Origin of the sequence: Stakelama marina (assembly GCF_018122655.1) — a bacterium.
Lineage (GTDB): Bacteria > Pseudomonadota > Alphaproteobacteria > Sphingomonadales > Sphingomonadaceae > Sphingomonas > Sphingomonas marina.
This window is the reverse complement of record NZ_JAGRQC010000004.1, coordinates 352606-373732: the sequence shown is the minus strand read 5'-3', so window position 1 is coordinate 373732 and position 21127 is coordinate 352606. Positions and strand designations below refer to the sequence as shown.

Sequence of the window (21127 nt, the reverse complement as noted above, 5' to 3'; positions counted from 1 at the left end):
TTTGGGTTATTAACGGCGATCAAGCCAGCCAATCCATTAGATTAGGGAGCTCTAAATGCGTGCACTCATCTCCAAAGTCGTGACCGGTTCGATGATCGCCGGTGCGGCGCTTATGGTTTCGGCCTGCGGCCAGACCGAGACCACGACCGACAACACCACCATCACCGACCTCAATTCGACCGATGCGATGGGCACGATGGGCGACAACATGTCCATGGTCGACGGCACGATGGGCAACGACGCCATGATGGCGAACGACATGATGTCGAATGACATGATGGCCAACGACATGATGACGAACGGAATGTAATTCCTTTCGTCCATCGACGTTATACGGAAGGCCGTCCGGACGACCGGGCGGCCTTTTGTTTTGCCTGCGATCCGATCTGCGGCTCGCCGTATTTCCAGCCCGGCGACCGCCCGCTTTATCGCTAATGACCGGTAAAAATCGCTTGGGAAGCCATGGAAAATTCCGTACTCTTTTGCAGCGGTCCGCACGTCGCGGATGAGAGGATTGTATGCGCGTTCTACGAATTTTCGCGGCGCTGTGCGCCATGGCCCTTGGCTTCGCCGCAACACCGGCATCGGCCCAGTTCTTCCTGAAGCCGGTCGATCTTTCCGGCCCGCGCGTCACCGGCGCCGAACCCGGCATGGTCGGACAGGCATTCCCCGGCGCCACGCCCGAAGAGCTGAACGCCGCGCTGGTGTGGAACCTGCGCGCCGCGCTCAACGTCGCGGCGTTACAGTGCCAGTTCGCGCCTTCGCTACTGACGGTCGAGAACTATAACGCGCTGCTCGAAAATCACAGCGATGAGCTGGAAAACGCCTACAAGACGCTCGCCCACTATTTCGACCGCACGGCGGGATCGAAACGCGCCGGTCAGGCCAAGCTCGATCAGTACAGCACGCGCGTTTATTCGGGCTTTTCGACCGTCGGCGGGCAGTTGAGCTTCTGCCAGACCGCGAACGATATCGGACTGCAGGCCGAATTCGCCCCGCGCGGCGGGTTGAAGGACCTTGCCGAACGCCGCATGCACGAGCTGCGCCGCAGCCTCCTGTCGTGGGGCGAACAGCGGTTCCGCGACCGTTTCGGCTGGGAAGTCCCGCGCCTCATATATTTCGCCAACGACGAATGCTGGAAGGACGGCGAATATTACACGAAGCGTTGCGGCCCCTACCCCGCCGCCGGCTGATCCGCCGGCCGGGCCGCGTCTAACGTAGCCCCAGCAGCTTGTGCGTCTGAAGCGACAACCGCCAGCGCGGTCGTTCCATGGCAAGCGCGATCGCGGCCTCGCGATTGGCCTCGGCTTCTTCGCTGTCCATCGGCTGGACAAGGAAATGCCGGAAATCCCAGCCTTCCAGTTCGTCCAGATCGGTTCCCGCCTGCGGCCAGACGAGCTTCAGCTCATCGCCTGAGCGCTGAACCACCGAACTCCCCGCCTTGGGGCTGACGCACACCCAGTCGATGCCGGGATGAACCGGCAGGGTCCCATTGGTTTCGATGGCGATGGTGAAGCCTTCGCCGTGCAACGCCTCGACGAGCGCGTCGTCGACCTGCAGCATCGGCTCGCCCCCGGTCAGCACCGCCAGGCGTTTGTCGCGGCCCGCGCCCCAATGGCGCGCGGCGGCCTCGGCCAGCGCCTCGCCATCAGCGAACTTGCCGCCGCCAACACCGTTCGTGCCGACGAAGTCCGTGTCGCAAAAGCGGCAGATCGCGGTCGCCCGGTCCTGCTCGCGCCCCGTCCACAGATTGCACCCGGCAAAGCGGACGAACACCGCGCGCGCGCCGGCATTCACGCCTTCGCCCTGGAGCGTCAGGAACATCTCCTTGACCGAATAGGTCATGGCGCCTCGGCATAGGCGGTCGGGTCGGCCACACCTGCTTCGACGAAGCCCTTGTGGCGCAACCGGCAACTGTCGCACAGTCCGCAATGCAGCCCGCCCGGCGCGGGGTCGTAGCACGACCAGCTCATCCCCGCGTCCAAGCCCAACCGGACGGTTTCGCGCACAATATCGGCCTTGGTCATCGTCTGGAGCGGCGCGCGAATCCTGAACGGGGCGCCTTCGACCCCCGCCTTGGTCGCGACCTCGGCAAGCCTTTCGAACTCGGCGATGAATTCGGGCCGACAATCGGGATAGCCCGAATAATCCATCGCGTTTACGCCGATATACAGGTCGCGCGCGCCGGCCGCCTCGGCCCAGCCGAGCGCCAGCGACAGAAAGATCGTGTTGCGCGCGGGGACATAGGTGACGGGGATATCCTCGCCCACGCCCTCTTTCGGCACGTCGATATCGGCGGTGAGCGCCGATCCGCCGAACCCGGTCAGGTCGAGCGGGAGCACGATATGCCGTTCGGCGCCCAGCGCCCTGGCGATACGCCGCGCTGCAGCGAGTTCGACCTGGTGGCGCTGGTTATAGTCGATCGACAGCGCGAGCAGGCGGTGCCCGTCCTCCACCGCGCGCGCGGCGGAGACCATCGAATCGAGTCCGCCCGATACGAGCGCGACGGCAATAGATTGGGAATCGGTCATGTTCGGCTGGCTAGGCGCGATCGCGCGCCGCTGCAACGGAAAGAAAACGGGCCGCCCTTGCGAGCGGCCCAGATGATTTGGGAAGATCCAACAAGAGAGAACTATGCGTGCTCAAAACAGGAGCAATGACGAGTCTTACCCGGCCTTGGTAAACACAGGCTTAACGTGCGGCTGGGGAACATTGCCCGATCTTGCGCGCCTGATACTGGTGCTGGAACGGTGCCCCGTCGGCGACGCCCTGCGTCTCGATATGCACGCTGCGCGGCGTTTCCACCTTCAACGTCGTCCGGCCATGCCCCTTGCCCGGGCAGGTATAGTGCACGACCGCGTCGCGCGGATCATCCTCGATCACGAAGCGCGAACATTGCGCATCGGCGTGCTGCACCTGGATCAGCGCGGTCGCGTCAGGCAGACATATCGTCTCGCTGGCCCCGCCCGCTTCGCGCAGCTGCCACCTGCCGCTCTCCAGACCGGCGAGCGCCTTCAGCGTCGGGGCTTGCGCCTGCGCCGCGCCCAGCCCGAACCCGAATGCGAGCACCGGCAGCGCCACCGCAAGGCGGGTCGCGATCTTTCGTGCCATAAAGGACTCCCAAAGCGCAGGCCGTGACAGAAATGAACGCCTGCGTTCATTATAGGTGGGAAGCCTGTTCGCAGATGCAATATCCGCCTAGCTGGCAAGCCCTTCGACCGGGACCGGGAATTTGCGCGCACAAAATGCACAATCTACTGAAATAACGCCATTTTCATCGGCCATTTCGCGGCGCTCATCGGCCGGGAATTTTGCCAGAACCTGCGAAATATAATCCGCGTCGCAGCGGCAGCCGCGGCGGAATTCGACCGCGCTCAGCGTCCTCACTTCGGTTTCTTCGTTGAACAGCCGCCAGATCAGCGCCTCCAGCGTCACCGCCGGATCGGTCAGTTCCTCGGCGCTCATCGTCGCGCCCAGCGTTTCGACATGCTGCCATTCGGGATGGTCGAGCCGCGTATGGAGCCTTTCGCGCCCTTCCTCTCCTTCGGGCAGATGCTGAAGGAACAGCCCGCCGCCGATCAGCTTGCCGTCGTCGCCGTGGCGCACCCCCAGCCGAACCAGGCTCGGAATCTGCTCGGACTGCAGGAAATAACTCTCCGCCGCATCGGACAGCGAGGCGCCGTCGAGCGGAACGATGCCCTGATAGCGCTCACCGCTCGTCGCCTGGTCGAACGTCACGCCCAGAAAGCCGTTGCCGAACAGCGCGAACAGCGTCGGTTCGTCCGGCGCCTCGGCCAGCTTGTCGGCATCGAACTGCGCATAGCCGCGCAGCTCGCCGGCCTTGTAGTCGCACACCAGCAGGCTGACGATGCCGTTCTGCGTCTGCGCCTGCAGCGTCAGCTGGCCGTCGACATCCTTGAGCGTCGAACCGAGCAGTGCGGTCAGCACCAGCGCCTCGCCAAGCAGCTTTTCGATCGCCGGCGGATAGTCGTGCGCTGCCATTATCTCGTCGATGACCGGCCCGAGCCGGGCGATGCGCCCGCGCGCATGCTGATCGGGAATGGTGAAGCCGATCGCCCGGCCGATATCGGGGGTGGAAACTGGCTGAGAACTCAAATCAAATTCCTCGTCATCCCGGCGCAAGCCGGGATCTCGTGCCGCATGCGCGTGCCAAACTCTGGAGATTCCAGCGTGCGCTGGAATGACGGAAATAGGATCGGATCGCGCAGTTGCAACTCAGCCGATCTGGCCGAAGCACCAGCGCAGGACCGATTTCTGCGCGTGCAGCCGGTTCTCGGCCTCGGGCCAGATCAGCGACTGCGGACCGTCGATCACCTCGGCTACCACCTCTTCGCCGCGATGCGCGGGCAGGCAATGGATGAAGACCGCATCGGGCTTCGCCTTCGCCATCAGCTCTGGCGTTACCTGATAGGGCATCATCGCCGCGAGTTTTTCCTCGGCATGCGCCTGCCCCATCGAGATCCAGGTGTCGGTGACGATGACGTCGGCATCCGCCACCGCGCGCGCCGGATCGCGCTCGATCGCGACGCGGGCGTTGGTGCCCTCCAGCCGCGCATTCGCCTCGTCGAGCCAGCGCGCCTGCGGGTCGTACCCTTCCGGACAGCCGATACCGACCGAGAACTGGAACAGTCCCGCCGCCTCGACGATCGAATGCAGCACATTGTTGCCGTCGCCGAGCCATGCCCATTTGAGCCCCGGCAACGCCTTGCCCGTCTCGATCACGGTCAGCAGGTCTGCGGCGATCTGGCACGGGTGCGAATCGTCGGTCAGGCCGTTGATGACCGGGACGCTGGCATATTCGGCCATTTCCTCAATCTTCGTATGGTCGTCGGTGCGGACCATGATCGCGTCGCAATAGCCCGACAGGACACGCGCCGTGTCGGCCACCGTCTCGCCGCGCCCGAGCTGCGTCGACGCGGCATCGAGCACCAGCGCGCTGCCGCCGAGCTGGCGCATCGCCATGTCGAAGCTGACGCGCGTGCGTGTCGAGGATTTCTCGAACACCATCGCCAGCGTGCGGCCGGCAAGCGGCGCATCGGCGTCGGACTTGCCCTTCGGCCAGCCGGCGCGCGCTTTCTTGCGGTCGAGCGCATCGGCGATCATCGCCGCGACACCCTCGCCGCCGGCATCGGACAAGTTCAGGAAATTACGAACCGTCATCGCGAAACTCCCCCGGGCGTTCGCTTCGATCATCGTCGAGAAGCGTGTCTCGACTGCGCTCGACACGAACGGGTGTGGACCAAATCTCAGTCGTCGGCAGGCGGGCTGTACACCCGAGCTGCGTCGCTCAACTTCTCGGCGAATTCGGAGATATGCTTCTCCTCGATCACCAGCGGCGGCAGGATGCGCAGCACGTTTTCGCCCGCAGCGACCAGCAGCAACCCGTGATGTTCGCGCGCAAAGCCCATGAAGTCGCGCGCCACCGCCGGTTCCTTGAGCTTCAGCCCAAGCATCAGCCCCTTGCCGCGAACGCTGTCGAACAGATGGTCGTGATTGGGGATCATCTGTTCGAGCGTCGAACGCAGCCGTTCGCCCATCGCCTTCACATGATCCAGGAACCCGTCCTCGAGCATCACGTCGAGCACCGCTTCGCCCGCCGCCATGGCAAGCGGGTTGCCGCCATAGGTCGATCCGTGCGTGCCGAACACCATGCCCTTGGCCGCCTTCTCGGTGGCGAGGCACGCGCCCAGCGGGAAGCCGCCACCAATGCCCTTGGCGGAGGCGAGGATGTCGGGTTCGATCCCGTATTGTTCGTGCGCGAAATAGGTGCCGGTCCGGCCATAGCCGCACTGCACCTCGTCAAGCACCAGCATCAGCCCGTGTTCGTCGCATGCCTTGCGCAGACCCTTCAGGAACTCGTCCGATGCGACGCGGATGCCGCCCTCGCCCTGCACCGGCTCGACCAGGAAGCCCGCGGTGTTCTCGTCGATCATCGCCAGCGCGGCGTCGAGATCGTTGAAGTCGCAATATTTGAAGCCCGGCAGCAGCGGCTCGAACCCGTCGCGCATCTTCGCCTGGTTGGTGGCGGAAATCGTCCCCAGCGTGCGGCCGTGAAAAGCCGAGTTGAAGGTGATGAGATCGTGGCGCTGGGGATTCCCCTCGGCATGGTGATAGCGCCGCGCAGTCTTGATCGCGCATTCGACCGCCTCGGCGCCCGAATTGGTGAAGAACACCGTGTCGGCGAACGAATGATCGACGATCCGCTTGGCAAGCTTTTCGCCCTGCGGGCTGCCGTACAGGTTCGACACGTGCATCAGCGTCGCGGCCTGCTCCTGCACCGCCTTGGTCAGATGCGGGTGGCCGTGCCCCAGGCAGTTGACCGCAATTCCGCTCGCGAAATCCAGATAGCGCTCGCCATTCTCACCGATCAGATAGCAGCCCTCGCCTCGCACCGGACGCACATCGCACCGTGGATAAACGGGCATGAGCGGCGTGATGGTCATGGGAACTGCTCCTCGAAAAAGGGTAAGGGAAAACTCCGAAACGCAAAGGGGCGGCCATTGCCGGACCGCCCCGGAGCGCGTGTTTACGGGGCCGCGGCCACTCCCGTCAATGGGCGCGCCTTCAGAGGTCCATCCAGCCGCCCTCGCCGCCGCCGATCGGGTCGGCGGGCGGGATCGGCACGCTGCGCGGCATGTCGTCGGCAAGCTTCGCCCGCTCGCCCGGATCGAGCAGCTTGCGCGACAGGCTCGCCGCCCAGGCATCGCCGCGCCGCTTCGCGAGCATCGTGCCGATATCGACAAGCTTCTGGTCGATCAGCGCGGCCACGCCCGGCGCTGTCGCCTTGTCCCGCTCGGTGCCCGCGAGCGTCACGATGGTACGATAGGCGATACGCTGCGACAGTGCGTCGTTCGCGTGCCCCAGGGTCGCCGATGTCAGCCGGTCGAGGATTTCCTCAACGCCCGGTATCTGCCCATCGACCATATGTTGCGCTGAAACCCTTGCCAGCCGAGCAGGCGCGAGCAGCGATTTCAGCGTGATCTCGGTCGCGGCATCCGCGGCAACGAGCGGATCGAACAGCGGACCGCCGGAGCTGTCGAACACCTCGATATCGAACTGGCGGTTGGTGCTGCCGTTACGCGGTACCGACAACATCGGCACCAGCCGCGCCGGAACGCGCAGCGCATCGGGCGAAATCGTCGCGAGCAGCGCATCGAGCGCGGCGCGCTGCGCATCGGCGGGCACGGGTACTGCGCGTTCACGCCCCCCGCCCTTCACCGCATAGCCGAATTCGGCGCCGCCGATCGCCTTTGCCGCCGCTACGACCTCGTAGCGGTGGAGCAGCCAGATCGGCACGAACCGGCGGCGCAGATCGGCGACCGGCTCGCCGGGCTTGAGCGCGTTCAACCCGAACCCCTCGATCGCCGCCGCGCGCACACGCATCATGCGGTTCAGCTCGGCGGTCGGATCGGCGCCGTCGTCCCACAATCCGCCCCAGCGCTGCGCCGTGTCGGGCGATCGCGCATTGTCGTCGGGCACATAGCGCAGTCCCGATGCGACCACCGCCGCGGCCTTGGCCCGCGCCGCCGCATCGCTGGGTTCGCCGTAAAGCCAGTCGACCGTCGCCATGTCCCACGCGCCCACGCCGACGCCATAGGCGTCCGACAGGTCGGGCTTGCCGTCGACCAGCCCGATACGCGGCGCGGGATAGTCCATTACAGAGGCGCGGTCCTGCGTGCTCGCGGCGAAATTATGCGCAAAGCCCAGCGTATGCCCGACCTCGTGCGCGGCAAGCTGGCGCAACCGGGCGAGTGCGGCGCGGACCGGATCGTTCGGCCCGCCGCTATTGAGCTTGTCGGCGCCGACCAGCCCCTCGAAAATCTGGATGTCCTGCCGCGCGCGCAGCGATCCGAGCACGACCATCCCCTTGACGATCTCTCCGGTGCGCGGATCGACGATCTCCTGCCCGTAGGACCAGCCACGCGTCGCCCGGTCGTCCCAGTTGACGACATTGTAGCGCACGTCCATCGGATCGATGTCGTCGGGCAGCACCTTCACCTGAAAGGCGTCGATAAAGCCCGCCGCCTCGAACGCCTTTTTCCACCAGCTTATGCCGTCGATCAGCGCCTGGCGGATCGGCGCGGGTGCGCGGCTGTCGACATAATAGACGATCGGCTGCTTCACCCGCGACGGCGCGGGGCCCGGATTGACCTTTTCGAGCCGGAAGCGGTTGGCGAAATCGCGCACCACATCGTCGCCCAGCGGCGCTGCGAAATCGACCACCTGCGTCGAAAAGCCGCCGATACGCGGGTCGAAGGCGCGCGGGCTGAAGCCCGGTCCGGGCAGCGCCACGAAGCTCGAATGGACGGTGAAGCTCACCTGCCGCGGATCGGGCGCGATGTTCGACACCTCGTCGCCCGGCTTGTCGGACGTGTAGGTCTGGACCGCGTCGATCTCGATATTCTTCGGAAACACCTTCACCGACGCGGGCACCGCGGCAGACAGCTTGTCGGCAAGCTTGAAGCCCTTGCCCGCGCCTTGCGCGGCGTCGCCCGTCCCCGCGAAGTCGCTCGACTGCGACAGCGAATCGGCGATGCCGAGCGTGTCGGCGGTCAGGAAATCGGAAATATCGACCACGATGCTGCCATCGGGTAGCGTCTTTACGATATCGCCCATCCACACGGTTGAAACGGCGAAATCGCCGCTTCCCGCCGGGTCGGCGCGTTCGGCACCCTTGGCGCGGAAGCGGGGGTTTTCATACTGAACCGCGATCCGTTTGCCGATACGGCGAAAGGCGACGATCTGCGTGTTGCCGACGCGTCCGCGATCGAGAAAGGTCGGCGCGGAGCCGAGTCCGGTGCGCAGCGAGGTGGTGTAGAGATAGCGCGCCGAAACACCGTCCTCGCCCGGCGGCGGCAGCGTCAGGAGGATGCGCCCGCCCTGCGTATCGACATGGACCGGCATCAGCCCGTCGCTGGCGACCGTGTCGGCAAAGACCGGCTTGTCCTTGGGAGCATCCGCGAGTGCCGGGCTCGCCAGCACCAGTCCGATTGCGGTCAACAAGCCCAGTCGCATATGCCCCCCGATATCGTTCGTCGCCCCGCGCCTGAACCGCGCCGGTCAGTTCTTGATCTTCCACCCGGTCCTGAGCAGTGCGTAGCACAGCAGACCGATCGCCACGTCGATCGCCAGCACGACGACCGCGCCCACCGCGACGGGCGAGTCGGACACGCCGAGAAAGCCGTAGCGGAAGCCCGAGATGATATAGAAGAACGGGTTGAGGTGGCTGACCACCTGGAATGCCGGCGCCAGCCGCTCGACCGAATAGAAGGTGCCCGAAAGCAGCGCGAGCGGCGCGACGACGAAGTTGGTCACCGCTGCGGCATGATCGAACTTTTCCGCCCAGATCGACGTCAGCACGCCGAGAAAGGCGAGGAACAGCGACCCGAGAAAGCCGAACCACAGGATCGCCCAAAGGTGCATCGGGCTGGCATGGACGCCGGGCCACAGCGCCATCGCGATCCACACCGCGCCGCCCACGCAGAACGCCCGCGTCACCGCCCCACCGGCAAGCCCCGCGAGCAGCTCGGCGGTCGACAGCGGCGGTTGCAGATAGTCGACGATCGTTCCCTGGATCTTGCCGACGAGCAGCGAGAAGCTCGCATTGGCGAACGAATTTTGCAGCATCCCCATCACGATAAGGCCGGGCGCGATGAAGTCGGCGAACGGAACGCCCATCACCGCATGGCGTCCGCGCCCGCCCAGTGCGACCGTGAAAATCACGAGGAAAAGCAGCGTCGTAACCGCCGGTGCCCATACCGTCTGGAGCTGCACCTTGAAGAAACGGCGTACCTCCTTGATATAAAGGGTCTTGAGGCCGCCCCAGTTGACGTTCCGGATTTTCGGTTCGCCTGGCGCGGAAATCATGGCTTCGCCGGATTTGGGCTGGTCGTTCATGGCAGCATCGCGTAATCGCTGCCGCGCAGACCCGCAACCCGGCATCGCCGATTGAGTTGCTGTTTGAGGAATACGGATGAGCTGGACCGAAGAACGTATCGAAACGCTGACCAAGATGTGGGAATCGGGCAGCACCGCCAGCCAGATCGCCGAAAAGCTGGGCGGCATCAGCCGCAACGCCGTGATCGGCAAGGCCCACCGGCTCGGTCTGAAATCGCGTCCGTCGCCGGTCAAGGCGGGCGATTCGGATGCCAAGCCGGCGGCAAAGGCATCACCGACACCCACGCCAAAGCCTGCGCCCAAGCCAAAGGCATCGCCGGCGCCCGCCGCACCTGCCGCCGCCGCGCCGAAGCCAGAGCCTGCTCCGGCTGCCGCAGAGGCCAAGGACGATGCGGAAGAGGAAGGCAGCAAGAAGCCCGTTGCGCGCTCGATCGGACCCGGCGGCTTCCTGCGTCAGAATCCGGGCGATCAGGGCCCGCCGACGACACCCGCACCGCCGCGCCGCCTTGTGCCCGCACGTCCGTCGGAGGAAATCGCCGACAAGACCAGCCTGCTCGATCTCAACGACCGAATCTGCAAATGGCCGATCGGCCATCCGGGCGAGCCGGACTTCCATTTCTGCGGCGACAAGGTGAATCCGGGCTTTCCCTATTGCGTCGAACATTGCGGCCACGCTTATCAGGCGCAGCTTCCGCGTCGCGACCGTCGCCCGCCTCCGCCGCTGCCCTATGGCGGCCCGCGCGTCCGCTGAACGGCTGGCGCCGCTCGCGCGCAACCGTTCACCGCGCGGCATAGCGACCAGCGCAAAATATCGCACACCGGTTCGGCGCGGCCGATACCGGTGGCGCTTGCGCGTCCGACTCCTGCGACCCTATAGCTGGACCCATGTCCGAAGACCTGTTCGCGTCCAAAACGCCCGCCGACAACAGCTATGACGCTTCCTCGATCGAGGTGCTCGAGGGGCTGGAACCCGTGCGCCGCCGCCCCGGCATGTATATCGGCGGCACCGACGAACGCGCGCTCCACCACCTCGCCGCGGAAGTCATCGACAATTCGATGGACGAGGCGGTCGCGGGCCATGCGACGCGGATCGAGGTCACGCTGGAGGCGGGCAACCGCCTGACCGTCACCGACAATGGTCGCGGCATTCCCGTCGACCCGCACCCCAAATTTCCCGACAAGTCGGCGCTTGAGGTCATCCTTTCGACGCTGCATTCGGGCGGCAAGTTCTCGGCCAAGGCCTATGCCACCTCGGGTGGCCTTCACGGCGTCGGCGTCAGCGTGGTCAACGCGCTGTCGTCGGACACGGTAGTCGAGGTCGCGCGCGACCGGCAGCTCTATCGCCAGCATTTCTCGCGCGGCGTAACGCTCGGCCCGCTCGAACATCTCGGGCAAACGCCCAACCGCCGCGGGACGATGACCGCGTTCACCCCCGATACCGAGATTTTCAAGGAGCTGCAGTTCAAGCCGGCGCGGCTCTACAAGCTCGCCCGGTCGAAGGCCTATCTGTTCGCCGGCGTCGAGATTCGCTGGAAATGCGACCCCGCGATCATCACCGACGATACGCCGTCCGAGGCGGTGTTCCAGTTCCCCGGCGGCCTTGCCGACCATCTGAAGGAACAGGTGAACGGCCGCGAATGCGCCACCGCCGACTTCTTCACCGGCAGCCAGGATTTTCCCGACGGTCAGGGCAAGGTCGAATGGGCGGTCGCCTGGCCGCTGTTTTCCGACGGCAGCTATAGCTGGTACTGCAACACCATCCCGACGCCCGACGGCGGTACGCACGAAAACGGCCTGCGCGCCGCGCTGACCAAGGGCATCCGCGCCTTTGGCGAACTGGTCGGGCAGAAAAAGGCGAAGGACATCTCCGCCGACGACATGATGACAGGCAGCGAGCTGATGCTGTCGGTCTTCATCCGCGATCCGCAGTTCCAGTCGCAGACCAAGGACCGGCTGACCTCGCCAGAGGCGGCAGGCCTCGTCGAGCGCGCGGTGCGCGACCATTTCGACCATTTCCTCACCGACAATATGGAGCGCGGCAAGGCGCTGCTCGGCCTGATCCTCGAGCGGATGGAAGAACGCCTCCGCCGCAAGCAGGAGCGCGAGGTCAAGCGCAAGACCGCGACCAGCTCGCGCAAGCTGCGCCTCCCCGGCAAGCTCACCGACTGTTCGAACGACGGCAACGAAGGCACCGAGCTGTTCATCGTCGAAGGCGATTCGGCAGGCGGGTCGGCCAAGCAGGCGCGCGACCGCAAGACGCAGGCGATCCTGCCGATCCGTGGCAAAATCCTCAACGTCGCCTCGGCGACCAGCGCCAAGATCCTCGCCAACCAGGAAATCGCCGACCTGATCCAGGCGCTCGGCTGCGGCACGCGCAAGGATTGCGACGCGTCGAACCTGCGCTACGAACGCATCGTCATCATGACCGACGCCGATGTCGACGGCGCGCATATCGCGACGCTCCTGATGACCTTCTTCTTTCAGGAAATGCCCGATGTGGTGCGCAAAGGGCATCTGTTCCTCGCCCAGCCGCCGCTGTACCGCCTGACCGCCGGTACCAAGAGCCTCTACGCCCGTGACGACGCGCACCGCGCCGAACTCGAAGCGAGCGAGTTCAAGGGCAAGAAGGTCGAGGTCGCACGCTTCAAGGGCCTTGGCGAGATGAACCCGGGGCAGCTTCGCGAAACGACGATGAACCCCGAAACGCGCAGCCTGATCCGCATCATGCTGCCGCAGGAATATGAAGAACGCGCGGGCGTGAAGGATCTGGTCGACCGGCTGATGGGCAACAACCCCGCCCACCGCTTCGCCTTCATCCAGGAAAATGCCGGCCGCATGGATGAAGAGGCGATCGACGCCTGACCGGGCGGACTTGAACGGGCGACATCGCGGCAGGCTATAAGGGCGCAACGCCGAACCGGGAGATTCCGATGCTTCGCCGAACCTGCCTGCTGCTTCTGGTATCGCTTGCACCACTGCTTTTGCCTGCCGGTGCGTCGGCGCGGCAGGCCGCGACTGCATCTGTCCCGCTCGAGCAGCGGATCGCCCAGCTTCCCGAAATCCTGGCGGGCGAAGGCGATTATCAACGCTATTTCTCCGCCGCTTTTCGCGGACAGGTGCCCAGGGCGAAATGGGACATGTTGATGGAGCAGATCGAAAGCGCGATCGGCGCCCCCACCGGGATAGAGAAAGTCACGCCATCGTCGCCATGGGCCGCCGCGATCCGGATCGGCTATGAACATGGAATCGCCACCGCGCGCATCGCGGTCGATCCCGCAACCCCGCACAGCGTCACCGGCCTGTTCATCACCGGAACCGAACCGCGCGACGACTCACCGGCGATGCTCGACGCCGCATTCCAGGCGCTGCCCGGCAAGGCAGGCTACGGCATCTACGCGCTGGGGAACGACACCCCGCAAACAGTCCGGGAATGGCGCGGCGACAAAGCGGCGCCGATCGGCTCTTCCTTCAAGCTCTGGGTATTGGGCGCGCTTTCACGCCAGATCGTCGCTGGCGAGCGTCGATGGGACGAGGTGACGGCGCTTCTCCCGGCTGCCTTTCCCTCGGGCATCGTCCATGACTGGCCGGCCGGTTCGCCGATGACGCTTCACAGCCTCGCCACGCTGATGATCTCGGTCAGCGACAACACCGCGACGGATACGCTGATGCAGCTTTTGGGTCGCGACCGGATCGGAAACATGGTCGCCGCCATGGGCACCGCCGATCCCGACGCTACGCTGCCGGTGCTGACCACGCGCGAAGCATTTGTGCTGAAGTCGCCCGACAACGCGCAGTTGCTGACAGCGTGGCGCGGCGCTTCGGACCCCGCCGCGCGCGCGCGCCTGCTGGACCAGAATCGCGGGATACTCGCATCCGATCCCGAACCCGCCGGCTTTGGCAACCAACCGCTTGCGACCGAAAGCGTCGAATGGTTCGCAAGCCCCGGCGATGAAGCACGGGCGCTCGATTGGCTTCGCCGCAACGGCGACGAACAGGCACTCGGGATTCTCGCCGTCAATCCGGGCGTGAGCGCCGATACCGCGGCACGGTTCGATTATATCGGCTACAAGGGCGGGTCGGAGCCCGGCGTCATCGCCGCGAATTTCCTCGTCCGCCGCAAGGATGGCCGCTGGTATGCGGTGACCGGCAACTGGCACCGCCCGGATGCCGCTGTAGAGCAGGCGAAATTCGTCGGCCTGATGCAGCGCGCGCTGAACCTTGTCGCTGCCGATGATGGTGCCGGACACGCCGAAGGAAGCGCCGCCGCCCCCCGCTCACGCTGAACTCGCCGAAGCGCGGGCCGTGATCGGTTTCGAGAAAGGAACTATTCGCCGCGCATCCGGCGCCTGTGATAGCTTGTCCGCTGGACGATGGCCGCGACCATGAACGCGCCGCCCGTCACGATGAAGAGCAGCGGCACCCATTGCGGCAACCTGTCGTACCGCGCCGCGGCGGCAAGCAGTACGCCGATCAGCGTGATCCCCAGAGCAAAGGTGCGCAGCGGTCGGCCGATCCTCCGCAATTCGCGGATATAGGCCTTGCGCGCTTCGGGATCGTTCAGGTCAGGCCTGCTCACGAATCCATTCCTCGCGCAACATGCCGTAGATCATGCTGTCGCGCACGCCGATATGCGTTTCCCATTCGCCGCGCAGCTTGCCTTCGTGCTGGAACCCCAGCCGTTCGAGCAGCGCGATCGAGGCCGCATTGTCGGGATCGGTATCGGCGAATACGCGCCGCTTGTTCTCCTCATTGAACAGATAGTCGATGACGCCCGCCACCGCTTCGCGCGCGCGGCCCGAACCCCAGGCTTCGCGGATGAGGAAATATCCGATCTCGCAGACATCGCCCTGCCGTTTTTCGCCGACCGATACCCAGCCGATCGCATGATCGTCGTCGTTGCGCGTGATCGCCCAGGCGCGCCATTCATCGTCATCGACGCGGCCCAGATATTCGCGCGTTTCCTCGATCGATTCGAGCGGCGGGCGCGACCACCAGCGCATTACCTCGTGGTCCGAAAGGCTGGGATAGACCGCCTCGGCATCGTCGGGGACGAGCGGGCGGAGCCTCAGCCGCTCGGTCTCGATCACGGGAATATGCTTCTCGATCATGCTGCCAACGCGTCAACCAATGCACGCACCTTCTGCTGGCGCCACTGCGGAAGCGGCGCGACCATCCAATATCCTTTGGCGAACGGTTTCGGCTCACCGATTATCGCCACCCGCCCTGCCGCAACATCCGCGCGCGCGATGAGTTCCGGAACGGTCGTCCGGCCCAGGCCCTGCGCCGCCGCCTCGATCGCCAGTCCGGCATCGCCGACCCGCACCAGCGAACGGCTTTCCTCGGTCATGCAGCCGGGCCATGAAATCCGCGTATCGGCGCCGCCACCGGGGCGTTCGACGGTCACCATGCCGTCCGATTCCAGCGCCTCGCCCTCATGTTCTCCCGGCCCCTCGCCCCAGCGGATCGCCAGGTCGAGATTGGCCTCGGTGAAATCGACATCCTCGTCGGCGGGCAGCAGGACGAAGCGAATCTCACCGTCGCTCTCGGCAATGCGCGCAAGGCGCGGCATCAGCCATTTCTGCGTCAGGTCGCGCGGTGCGGCGATGGTCAGCGACTTGGATGACTGCCCCGCCTGCATCGCGCGCACCGAATCCTCGAAATGCAGGAATCCGCCGCGCAGCGCATCGAGTCCGGCCGCCCCTTCCGGCGTCAGTTCCAGCCCGCGCGTCGTGCGCCGGAACAGCACGACGCCCAGCGTATCCTCGAGCGCGCGAATCTGCTGCCCGACCGCCGCCGGCGTCACCGCCAGTTCGTCCGCCGCGCGCGTGAACGACAGATGCCGCGCCGCCGCGTCGAGCACGCGCAGGCCGTTGAGCGGAAGATGCGTGCGCTTCACGTCCGCGCCTCCAGCCGCTCCCCCGCGACAGGACCGAACCGCCGCCCCGGAACCTCCGCGCTCAGGCTGAGCCTGTCGAAGCCGGATGGCGGCAACCACCCTTCGACACGCTCAGGGTGAGCGCGATCTGTTGGCCGCACGCCGCTCACCCCGTCACCGCCGGCGCGACCAGCGCGAATTTGGGGATCGCCACGTCGAACACCGATGCGTCTGCGGCGATCATGCGATAGCTGCCCTGCATCGACCCCGTCGGTGTCGCCAGCGGACAGCCCGAGACATAGTCATAGCTGTCGCCCGGCTCGATGCGCGGCTGTTCGCCGACCACGCCTTCGCCCTCGACAGAGTGGCGCGCGCCGCGGCCGTCGGTGATGATCCAGTGCCGGGTCAGAAGCTGGATCGCCTGATCCCCGCCATTCTCGATCCGGACATGATAGGCCCAGAACCACCGCCCGCGCTCGGGCTCGGACTGTTCGGGCAAATAGCTGACCGCGACGCGAACCGCGATCGCGCCGGTCTCCGCCACATGTTCGAACAGTTCCTTCACAACCCCACTTTCGATAGCGCGGCATCGAGATCGTCGATCAGGTCCTGCGGATCTTCCAGCCCGACATTGATCCGCAGCATCCCTTCGGAAATACCCATTTCCAGCCGCTTGTCCTCGGCAACGCCCGAATGCGTCGTCGATGCAGGGTGCGTCATCAGCGAGCGCGAGTCACCGATATTGTTCGAAATGTCGATCAGCGTCAGCGCGTCGAGCAGCCCGTGCGCCTGCCCGCGCCCTTCGACCTCGAACGAGAATACCGATCCGCATGCCGACATCTGCGCCATGGCGAGGTCGTGCTGCGGATGGCTCGGCAGTCCGGGATGGAGGATGCGCGGCACGCGGCCTTCGAGGAAGCTGCCGATCTTTACACTGTTCTCGCTCTGGCGACGGATGCGCATGTCGAGCGTCTCGAGGCCCTTCAGCACCACCCAGGCGTTGAACGCGCTCAGCGTCGGGCCGGTATTGCGCGTGAACGGCAGCAGCGTTTCGTTGACGAACTCCTCGGTCCCGCACACCGCTCCCGCCAGCACGCGGCCCTGCCCGTCCATCATCTTGGTCGCCGAATATGCGACGATATCGGCGCCGAATTCCATCGGCCGCTGCAAGGCCGACGTGGCGAACGCATTGTCGACGAGCGTCAGGATGCCGCGTTCCTTCGCGATGCCGCACACTGCGGTCAGGTCGACAACGTCCATCGTCGGATTGGCCGGCGTTTCGAAGAAGAACAACTTGGTATTGTCCTTGGCCGCGTCGATGAACGCCTGCGGATCGCGCGCGTCCACCGTCACCGTCTCGATACCGAATTTGGGCAGCAGCGTATCGACCAGCCAGCGGCACGAACCGAACGCCGCGCGGCCCGCAACGACATGGTCGCCCGCCTCGAGCTGGCAGAGCAGCGCGGCGGTCATCGCCGCCATGCCGCTCGCCATCGTGCGGCACGCCTCGGCGCCTTCCATCAGCGCGATGCGCTCCTCCAGCATCTCCACGGTCGGGTTCTGGAGGCGCGAATAGGTCATGCCCTGCTGATCGCCGGCAAAGCGCGCCGCAGCGTCGCCCGCACAGTCATAGGCATAGCCCGATGTCAGGAACATCGCCTCCGACGTCTCGCCCCATTCTGAACGTGCGGTGCCGCCGCGCACGGCTTGCGTCGCGGGGCGCCAATGCTTGGTGATGCTGCGGTCTTGGCCGGTTTTGCGCTTCATGGCGAAAAGCTTTGCCGGTTGCGGCGCGGTCGCGTCAAGGCAACGACTCCTATTAGGTTGCGATACCCTTCTTTGTCGCTGGAAAGCGCGCTACAGCCGCTCGCGATGCTCGACCGTCTTCGCCAGCGGCCGCTCTGGGTCGCCGTCATCATCGCCGTCTTTGCGCAGGCGCTGTTCAGCTACCGGCTGGGCAGCCCCGACAAGGTGATGTTCGACGAGGTGTATTACGTGCCCGCCGCCCGCGCGCTGCTGGCGCTCAACCAGCCGTTCAACAAGGAACACCCGCTTCTCGCCAAGGAATTCATCGCCCTCGGCATGGCGCTGTTCGGCGACAATCCGATCGGCTGGCGGGCATTTTCGACGCTTGCCGGGACGGCGACCATCCTCGGCGGCTTCTCTGTCCTGTGGCAACTTTTCGGGCGGATGCGCACCGCCGTCTTCGGTGCGGTGCTGCTGATCTTCAGCCAGACGGTTTTCGTCCAGGCACGCATCGCGATGCTCGACACCTATATGGCGGCGTTCCTGACGCTGGCGATCGCGGCGATGCTGTGGTCGATGGCCGCACCGACGACGGCCAGGGCGCACTGGCGCCTTGTACTCACCGCGGTTCTGCTCGGCCTTGCAACGGCGGCGAAATGGGCTGCCGCACCCTATGTCGCCTTCGCATTCATCGCGTTCGTCGCCATCCGCCTGCGCGACGCGCGGGCAAGCGGTCGCCCGATCGTCGCCGCGCTTTCGGGCCGCAACCAACGCCATTGGCCGGGCGTCGGCGCGCTGTCGGCGATGCTGATCCTCGGGCTCGTCAGCATCCTCGTCTATTTCGCGACCTACGCCCCGCAATTCTTCTACCGATACGACCCGCTGACGCTCTCTCAGCTCATTCCCTTTCAGGAGCAGATGTATGCGGCGCAGACGCAGGTGCTGCGCCATCATCCCTATCAGTCGCCCTGGTGGAGCTGGTCGCTCGACCTGCGCCCGATCTGGTATCTGTACGAAATCAACGCCGGCGCCTGGCGCGGCGTCCTACTGCTCGGCAATCCTGCGGCGATGTGGGGCGGGCTCGCCGCGCTGGCCGCCTGCCTCTATGCCGGGCTGCGCGACCGTGCGATGCGGCCGCTGGGGCTTGCGCTCATCTGGATCGCGTCGCTCGCGATGTGGGCGGTGATCCCCAAATCGCTCGGCTTCTATTATTACTATTATCCCTCGAGCATCTTCCTGTGCCTCGCCACCGCCGGCGCATTCGCCCATTTCGGGCGCGGTCGATGGGCGCAGGCGGATGAATGGTATGCGATCCCGGTCATCGCGCTGTTCGTCTATTTCTACCCGATCCTGTCCGCATCGCCGCTATCGGGGCGGATGGCCTTTGCGCATTGGACGTGGCTGGCCAGCTGGCGCTAGACGCCCGGCTTGCGGCCATAGCGCCCCCAGGTGAAGCGCGACGAGAGCGCGAAATTCCACACCGCCGCGACCAGTATCCCGGCAAGCGCCGATACGGCCCATCCGCCATTTTCGACGCCGTACAGAAACGCCGCGATACCGACATTGGCGACCGCACCGACCGAACAGACGATACAGAACGACACCCACCCGTCGAACAGCTCGCGCGCACCCTTCAAACGGCGATCGCGATAGGTCAGCGCGTTGTTGAGGAAGAAATTGAACGTCATCGCCACCAGCGTCGCGATCGCGGTCGATGGCACGAACGGCAGCGGCGTCCCCGTGTACAGCAACGCGACCACGATCATGTGCACCGCCGCGCCCAGCCCGCCGACGGCGGCGAACATCGCGAAACGCACCGGCACGATGCGCCCGAACATGCGGTCATAGAGCGCGATCAGGAATTCGAGCGCGACGACATGGTCGAGCTTGCTTTCGCCCCGCTGTCGCGAGCGAAAGACGTAAGGGAGTTCGCGAAAGCGCAAGCGCCGCGGACTCGCCGTCATGATGTCGAGCAGGATCTTGAACCCGATGCCGGACAGCATGGGCACGAGGTCGCGGACCAGTGCCGTGCGGATCATGAAGAACCCGCTCATCGGGTCGGTCAGGTCGGCCTTCAGCACCTGCCGGGACAGCTTCGTCGCGATGGCCGATTTCGCCGCACGGTCGCGGTCCCAATCGCCGGTTCCACCGCCCTCCATGAAGCGCGATCCGATGACGAGGTCGAGCTCGGGGTCCTGCTCGAGCATGTCGAGCATCATCGGCAGCAGCGTCTCGTCATGCTGCAGATCGCCGTCAATCACCGCGACCAGTGGGGCGGCGGTCGCGCACATCCCCTCCAGACACGCCGTGGACAGCCCTCGCCGCCCGATCCGCTGAATCACGCGCACCCGCGCATCGGCCAGCGCCAGATCGCGCGCGGCCTCGGCGGTGCCGTCGGGACTGTCGTCATCGACGAAGATCGCTTCCCAGCGGCGCCCCGCCAACGCCTTGTCGAGACGTTCGACCAGCAGTGCTACATTCGCCCGCTCGTTGAAGACCGGCACGACGACCGCGAGTTCAAGGCCGCCATTCACCCCAGCTTCGACAGGATGGCGTCGCCCATCGCCCCGGTCGAAAGCGATCCGCCGAGATCGGCCGTGCGCGCACCGTCGCGCAACGCGTCCGCCACCGCCGCCTCGATCCGGTCGGCATCGTCGCCGCGCCCCAGCGAGTGCCGCAACAGCATCGCCGCGGACAGGATCGCGGCGCACGGATTGGCCTTGGCTTCGCCGGCGATATCGGGCGCGGAGCCGTGGATCGGCTCGTACATGCCCTTGCCAGACCCGTTGAGCGCGGCCGACGGCAGCATCCCGATCGAACCCGCGCACATGCTCGCCTGGTCCGACAGGATGTCGCCGAACAGATTGCCCGTCACGATAACGTCGAACGCGCCGGGATTGCGCACCAGCTGCATCGCGGCATTGTCGACATACATGTGCGTCAGTTCGACCTCGGGGAAGTCGGCCGCCACCCCGATCACCACGTCGCGCCACAATTGCGAGGTTTCGAGGACATTGGCCTTGTCCACCGAACACAGCTTGCGGCCGCGCGTCATCGCCGTTTCGAACCCGACGCGCGCGATCCGGCGGACCTCGCCTTCGGTATAGGACATCAGGTCATAGCCTTCGCGCTCGCCATCCGCGGTCGTGCGCTGCCCCTTTTCGCCGAAATAGACGTCGCCGGTCAGCTCGCGCACGATGACGAGGTCGATCGATTCCGCCACCTCGCGCTTCAGTGCCGAAGCATCTTCCAGCCCGGGGAACAGCTTTGCCGGGCGCAGATTGGCGAACAGCCCCAGCTCCTTGCGCAGCCCCAGGATCGCCGCTTCGGGCCGGAAGGGCCGTGCAAGCGCATCGAATTGCGGATCACCGACCGCGCCGAACAGCACCGCGTCGGCACGTTTGGCAAGCTCCAGCGCCTGCGGCGGAAGCGGCTGGCCATATTCAAGATACGCCGCGCCGCCCACCGGTTCGGTTTCGAAGCCGAATGCCGGATCGATCGCCTCCAGCACGCGCCGCGCCTCTGCCGTCACCTCCGGTCCGATCCCGTCGCCGGGCAGAATCGCGATCAACGCCATGTCTTGCTCCT

The 21127-nt window shown here is 65.5% G+C and carries 21 protein-coding genes; 6 read left to right on the top strand and 15 right to left on the bottom strand.

The annotated features are described in order from the left end of the window. Window positions 1-55: 55 nt before the first annotated feature. Window positions 56-310 (top strand): hypothetical protein, encoded by a 255-nt coding sequence (locus J7S20_RS14465; protein ID WP_284054944.1) that lies wholly within the window; start codon window positions 56-58, stop codon window positions 308-310. 208 nt (window positions 311-518) lie between these two features. Continuing rightward, window positions 519-1193: a hypothetical protein gene (locus tag J7S20_RS14460; protein ID WP_284054943.1), complete on the top strand. Its 675-nt coding sequence runs from the start codon at window positions 519-521 to the stop codon at window positions 1191-1193. 19 nt (window positions 1194-1212) lie between these two features. Here the strand turns inward: J7S20_RS14460 and queE are convergent, their stop codons facing one another. The 8 genes from queE to J7S20_RS14420 all read right to left on the bottom strand — a co-directional run bounded on the left by queE (window position 1213) and on the right by J7S20_RS14420 (window position 9918). Then, entirely contained in the window at window positions 1213-1845 is a 633-nt protein-coding gene (gene queE, locus J7S20_RS14455; protein WP_284054942.1) for a 7-carboxy-7-deazaguanine synthase, read from the bottom strand. Then, window positions 1842-2531 carry a 7-cyano-7-deazaguanine synthase QueC gene (gene queC / locus J7S20_RS14450; protein WP_284054941.1) on the bottom strand — a complete coding sequence of 230 codons (690 nt, stop codon included), beginning with the start codon at window positions 2529-2531 and terminating at the stop codon, window positions 1842-1844. Before queC ends, queE begins: the two co-directional genes overlap by 4 nt. A gap of 160 nt (window positions 2532-2691) precedes the next feature. Next, on the bottom strand, window positions 2692-3111 hold the full coding sequence (locus J7S20_RS14445; protein ID WP_284054940.1) for a DUF3617 domain-containing protein: 420 nt from the start codon (window positions 3109-3111) through the stop codon (window positions 2692-2694). 87 nt (window positions 3112-3198) lie between these two features. Then, window positions 3199-4116, bottom strand: coding sequence for an Hsp33 family molecular chaperone HslO (gene hslO, locus J7S20_RS14440; RefSeq protein ID WP_284054939.1), 918 nt, complete (start codon window positions 4114-4116; stop codon window positions 3199-3201). Window positions 4117-4236: 120 nt separating this feature from the next. Then, the gene (argF, locus tag J7S20_RS14435) at window positions 4237-5181 is read right to left on the bottom strand and encodes an ornithine carbamoyltransferase (RefSeq protein WP_284054938.1); all 945 of its coding nucleotides are present in this window, start codon (window positions 5179-5181) and stop codon (window positions 4237-4239) included. A gap of 86 nt (window positions 5182-5267) precedes the next feature. After that, window positions 5268-6464 (bottom strand): aspartate aminotransferase family protein, encoded by a 1197-nt coding sequence (locus J7S20_RS14430; protein WP_284054937.1) that lies wholly within the window; start codon window positions 6462-6464, stop codon window positions 5268-5270. A gap of 121 nt (window positions 6465-6585) precedes the next feature. Further along, window positions 6586-9024 carry a zinc-dependent metalloprotease gene (locus J7S20_RS14425; RefSeq protein ID WP_284054936.1) on the bottom strand — a complete coding sequence of 813 codons (2439 nt, stop codon included), beginning with the start codon at window positions 9022-9024 and terminating at the stop codon, window positions 6586-6588. Window positions 9025-9081: 57 nt separating this feature from the next. After that, window positions 9082-9918, bottom strand: coding sequence for an ABC transporter permease (locus J7S20_RS14420; RefSeq protein WP_284054935.1), 837 nt, complete (start codon window positions 9916-9918; stop codon window positions 9082-9084). A gap of 76 nt (window positions 9919-9994) precedes the next feature. Between J7S20_RS14420 and J7S20_RS14415 the strand changes: the two genes are divergently transcribed. The 3 genes from J7S20_RS14415 to J7S20_RS14405 all read left to right on the top strand — a co-directional run bounded on the left by J7S20_RS14415 (window position 9995) and on the right by J7S20_RS14405 (window position 14201). Further along, a complete protein-coding gene (locus tag J7S20_RS14415) occupies window positions 9995-10669 on the top strand; it encodes a GcrA family cell cycle regulator (RefSeq protein WP_284054934.1) in 675 nt (224 codons plus the stop codon). A gap of 134 nt (window positions 10670-10803) precedes the next feature. Then, window positions 10804-12780, top strand: a complete 1977-nt coding sequence (gene parE, locus J7S20_RS14410) for a DNA topoisomerase IV subunit B (protein WP_284054933.1) — start codon at window positions 10804-10806, stop codon at window positions 12778-12780. A 68-nt stretch (window positions 12781-12848) separates the two neighbouring features. After that, window positions 12849-14201, top strand: coding sequence for a serine hydrolase (locus tag J7S20_RS14405; RefSeq protein WP_284054932.1), 1353 nt, complete (start codon window positions 12849-12851; stop codon window positions 14199-14201). 41 nt (window positions 14202-14242) lie between these two features. Here J7S20_RS14405 and J7S20_RS14400 read toward each other — a convergent pair whose 3' ends face one another. The 5 genes from J7S20_RS14400 to J7S20_RS14380 all read right to left on the bottom strand — a co-directional run bounded on the left by J7S20_RS14400 (window position 14243) and on the right by J7S20_RS14380 (window position 17560). Further along, window positions 14243-14494, bottom strand: a complete 252-nt coding sequence (locus tag J7S20_RS14400; RefSeq protein WP_284054931.1) for a hypothetical protein — start codon at window positions 14492-14494, stop codon at window positions 14243-14245. Continuing rightward, window positions 14481-15026, bottom strand: a complete 546-nt coding sequence (locus J7S20_RS14395) for a GNAT family N-acetyltransferase (protein WP_284054930.1) — start codon at window positions 15024-15026, stop codon at window positions 14481-14483. The genes J7S20_RS14400 and J7S20_RS14395 overlap by 14 nt, the downstream gene beginning before the upstream one ends. Then, window positions 15023-15814 (bottom strand): LysR family transcriptional regulator, encoded by a 792-nt coding sequence (locus J7S20_RS14390; RefSeq protein ID WP_284054929.1) that lies wholly within the window; start codon window positions 15812-15814, stop codon window positions 15023-15025. The genes J7S20_RS14395 and J7S20_RS14390 overlap by 4 nt, the downstream gene beginning before the upstream one ends. Window positions 15815-15959: 145 nt before the next feature. Continuing rightward, the gene (gene apaG / locus J7S20_RS14385; RefSeq protein ID WP_284054928.1) at window positions 15960-16358 is read right to left on the bottom strand and encodes a Co2+/Mg2+ efflux protein ApaG; all 399 of its coding nucleotides are present in this window, start codon (window positions 16356-16358) and stop codon (window positions 15960-15962) included. Beyond that, on the bottom strand, window positions 16355-17560 hold the full coding sequence (locus J7S20_RS14380) for a trans-sulfuration enzyme family protein (protein ID WP_284054927.1): 1206 nt from the start codon (window positions 17558-17560) through the stop codon (window positions 16355-16357). Before J7S20_RS14380 ends, apaG begins: the two co-directional genes overlap by 4 nt. Before the next feature lie 72 nt (window positions 17561-17632). On the opposite strand from J7S20_RS14380, the gene J7S20_RS14375 reads away from it, so the two are divergent. Continuing rightward, window positions 17633-18958 (top strand): phospholipid carrier-dependent glycosyltransferase, encoded by a 1326-nt coding sequence (locus J7S20_RS14375; RefSeq protein ID WP_284054926.1) that lies wholly within the window; start codon window positions 17633-17635, stop codon window positions 18956-18958. On the opposite strand, the gene J7S20_RS14370 is transcribed toward J7S20_RS14375, so the two are convergent. Together J7S20_RS14370 and leuB are read right to left on the bottom strand one after the other, a co-directional pair. Continuing rightward, window positions 18955-20073, bottom strand: a complete 1119-nt coding sequence (locus J7S20_RS14370) for a glycosyltransferase family 2 protein (protein WP_284054925.1) — start codon at window positions 20071-20073, stop codon at window positions 18955-18957. The two genes, J7S20_RS14375 and J7S20_RS14370, sit on opposite strands and share 4 nt — an antisense overlap. Next, window positions 20070-21116, bottom strand: coding sequence for a 3-isopropylmalate dehydrogenase (leuB, locus tag J7S20_RS14365; RefSeq protein WP_284054924.1), 1047 nt, complete (start codon window positions 21114-21116; stop codon window positions 20070-20072). Before leuB ends, J7S20_RS14370 begins: the two co-directional genes overlap by 4 nt. Between the last annotated feature and the right edge of the window lie 11 nt (window positions 21117-21127).

What these genes read in the sequence shown, in the direction of transcription:
- J7S20_RS14465 (WP_284054944.1), top strand. Translation starts at nt 56, where the DNA reads ATGCGTGCACTCATCTCCAAAGTCGTGACCGGTTCGATGATCGCCGGT.
- J7S20_RS14460 (WP_284054943.1), top strand. Translation starts at nt 519, where the DNA reads ATGCGCGTTCTACGAATTTTCGCGGCGCTGTGCGCCATGGCCCTTGGC.
- queE (WP_284054942.1), bottom strand. Translation starts at nt 1,845, where the DNA reads ATGACCTATTCGGTCAAGGAGATGTTCCTGACGCTCCAGGGCGAAGGC.
- queC (WP_284054941.1), bottom strand. Translation starts at nt 2,531, where the DNA reads ATGACCGATTCCCAATCTATTGCCGTCGCGCTCGTATCGGGCGGACTC.
- J7S20_RS14445 (WP_284054940.1), bottom strand. Translation starts at nt 3,111, where the DNA reads ATGGCACGAAAGATCGCGACCCGCCTTGCGGTGGCGCTGCCGGTGCTC.
- argF (WP_284054938.1), bottom strand. Translation starts at nt 5,181, where the DNA reads ATGACGGTTCGTAATTTCCTGAACTTGTCCGATGCCGGCGGCGAGGGT.
- J7S20_RS14430 (WP_284054937.1), bottom strand. Translation starts at nt 6,464, where the DNA reads ATGACCATCACGCCGCTCATGCCCGTTTATCCACGGTGCGATGTGCGT.
- J7S20_RS14420 (WP_284054935.1), bottom strand. Translation starts at nt 9,918, where the DNA reads ATGAACGACCAGCCCAAATCCGGCGAAGCCATGATTTCCGCGCCAGGC.
- J7S20_RS14415 (WP_284054934.1), top strand. Translation starts at nt 9,995, where the DNA reads ATGAGCTGGACCGAAGAACGTATCGAAACGCTGACCAAGATGTGGGAA.
- parE (WP_284054933.1), top strand. Translation starts at nt 10,804, where the DNA reads ATGTCCGAAGACCTGTTCGCGTCCAAAACGCCCGCCGACAACAGCTAT.
- J7S20_RS14405 (WP_284054932.1), top strand. Translation starts at nt 12,849, where the DNA reads ATGCTTCGCCGAACCTGCCTGCTGCTTCTGGTATCGCTTGCACCACTG.
- J7S20_RS14395 (WP_284054930.1), bottom strand. Translation starts at nt 15,026, where the DNA reads ATGATCGAGAAGCATATTCCCGTGATCGAGACCGAGCGGCTGAGGCTC.
- J7S20_RS14380 (WP_284054927.1), bottom strand. Translation starts at nt 17,560, where the DNA reads ATGAAGCGCAAAACCGGCCAAGACCGCAGCATCACCAAGCATTGGCGC.
- leuB (WP_284054924.1), bottom strand. Translation starts at nt 21,116, where the DNA reads ATGGCGTTGATCGCGATTCTGCCCGGCGACGGGATCGGACCGGAGGTG.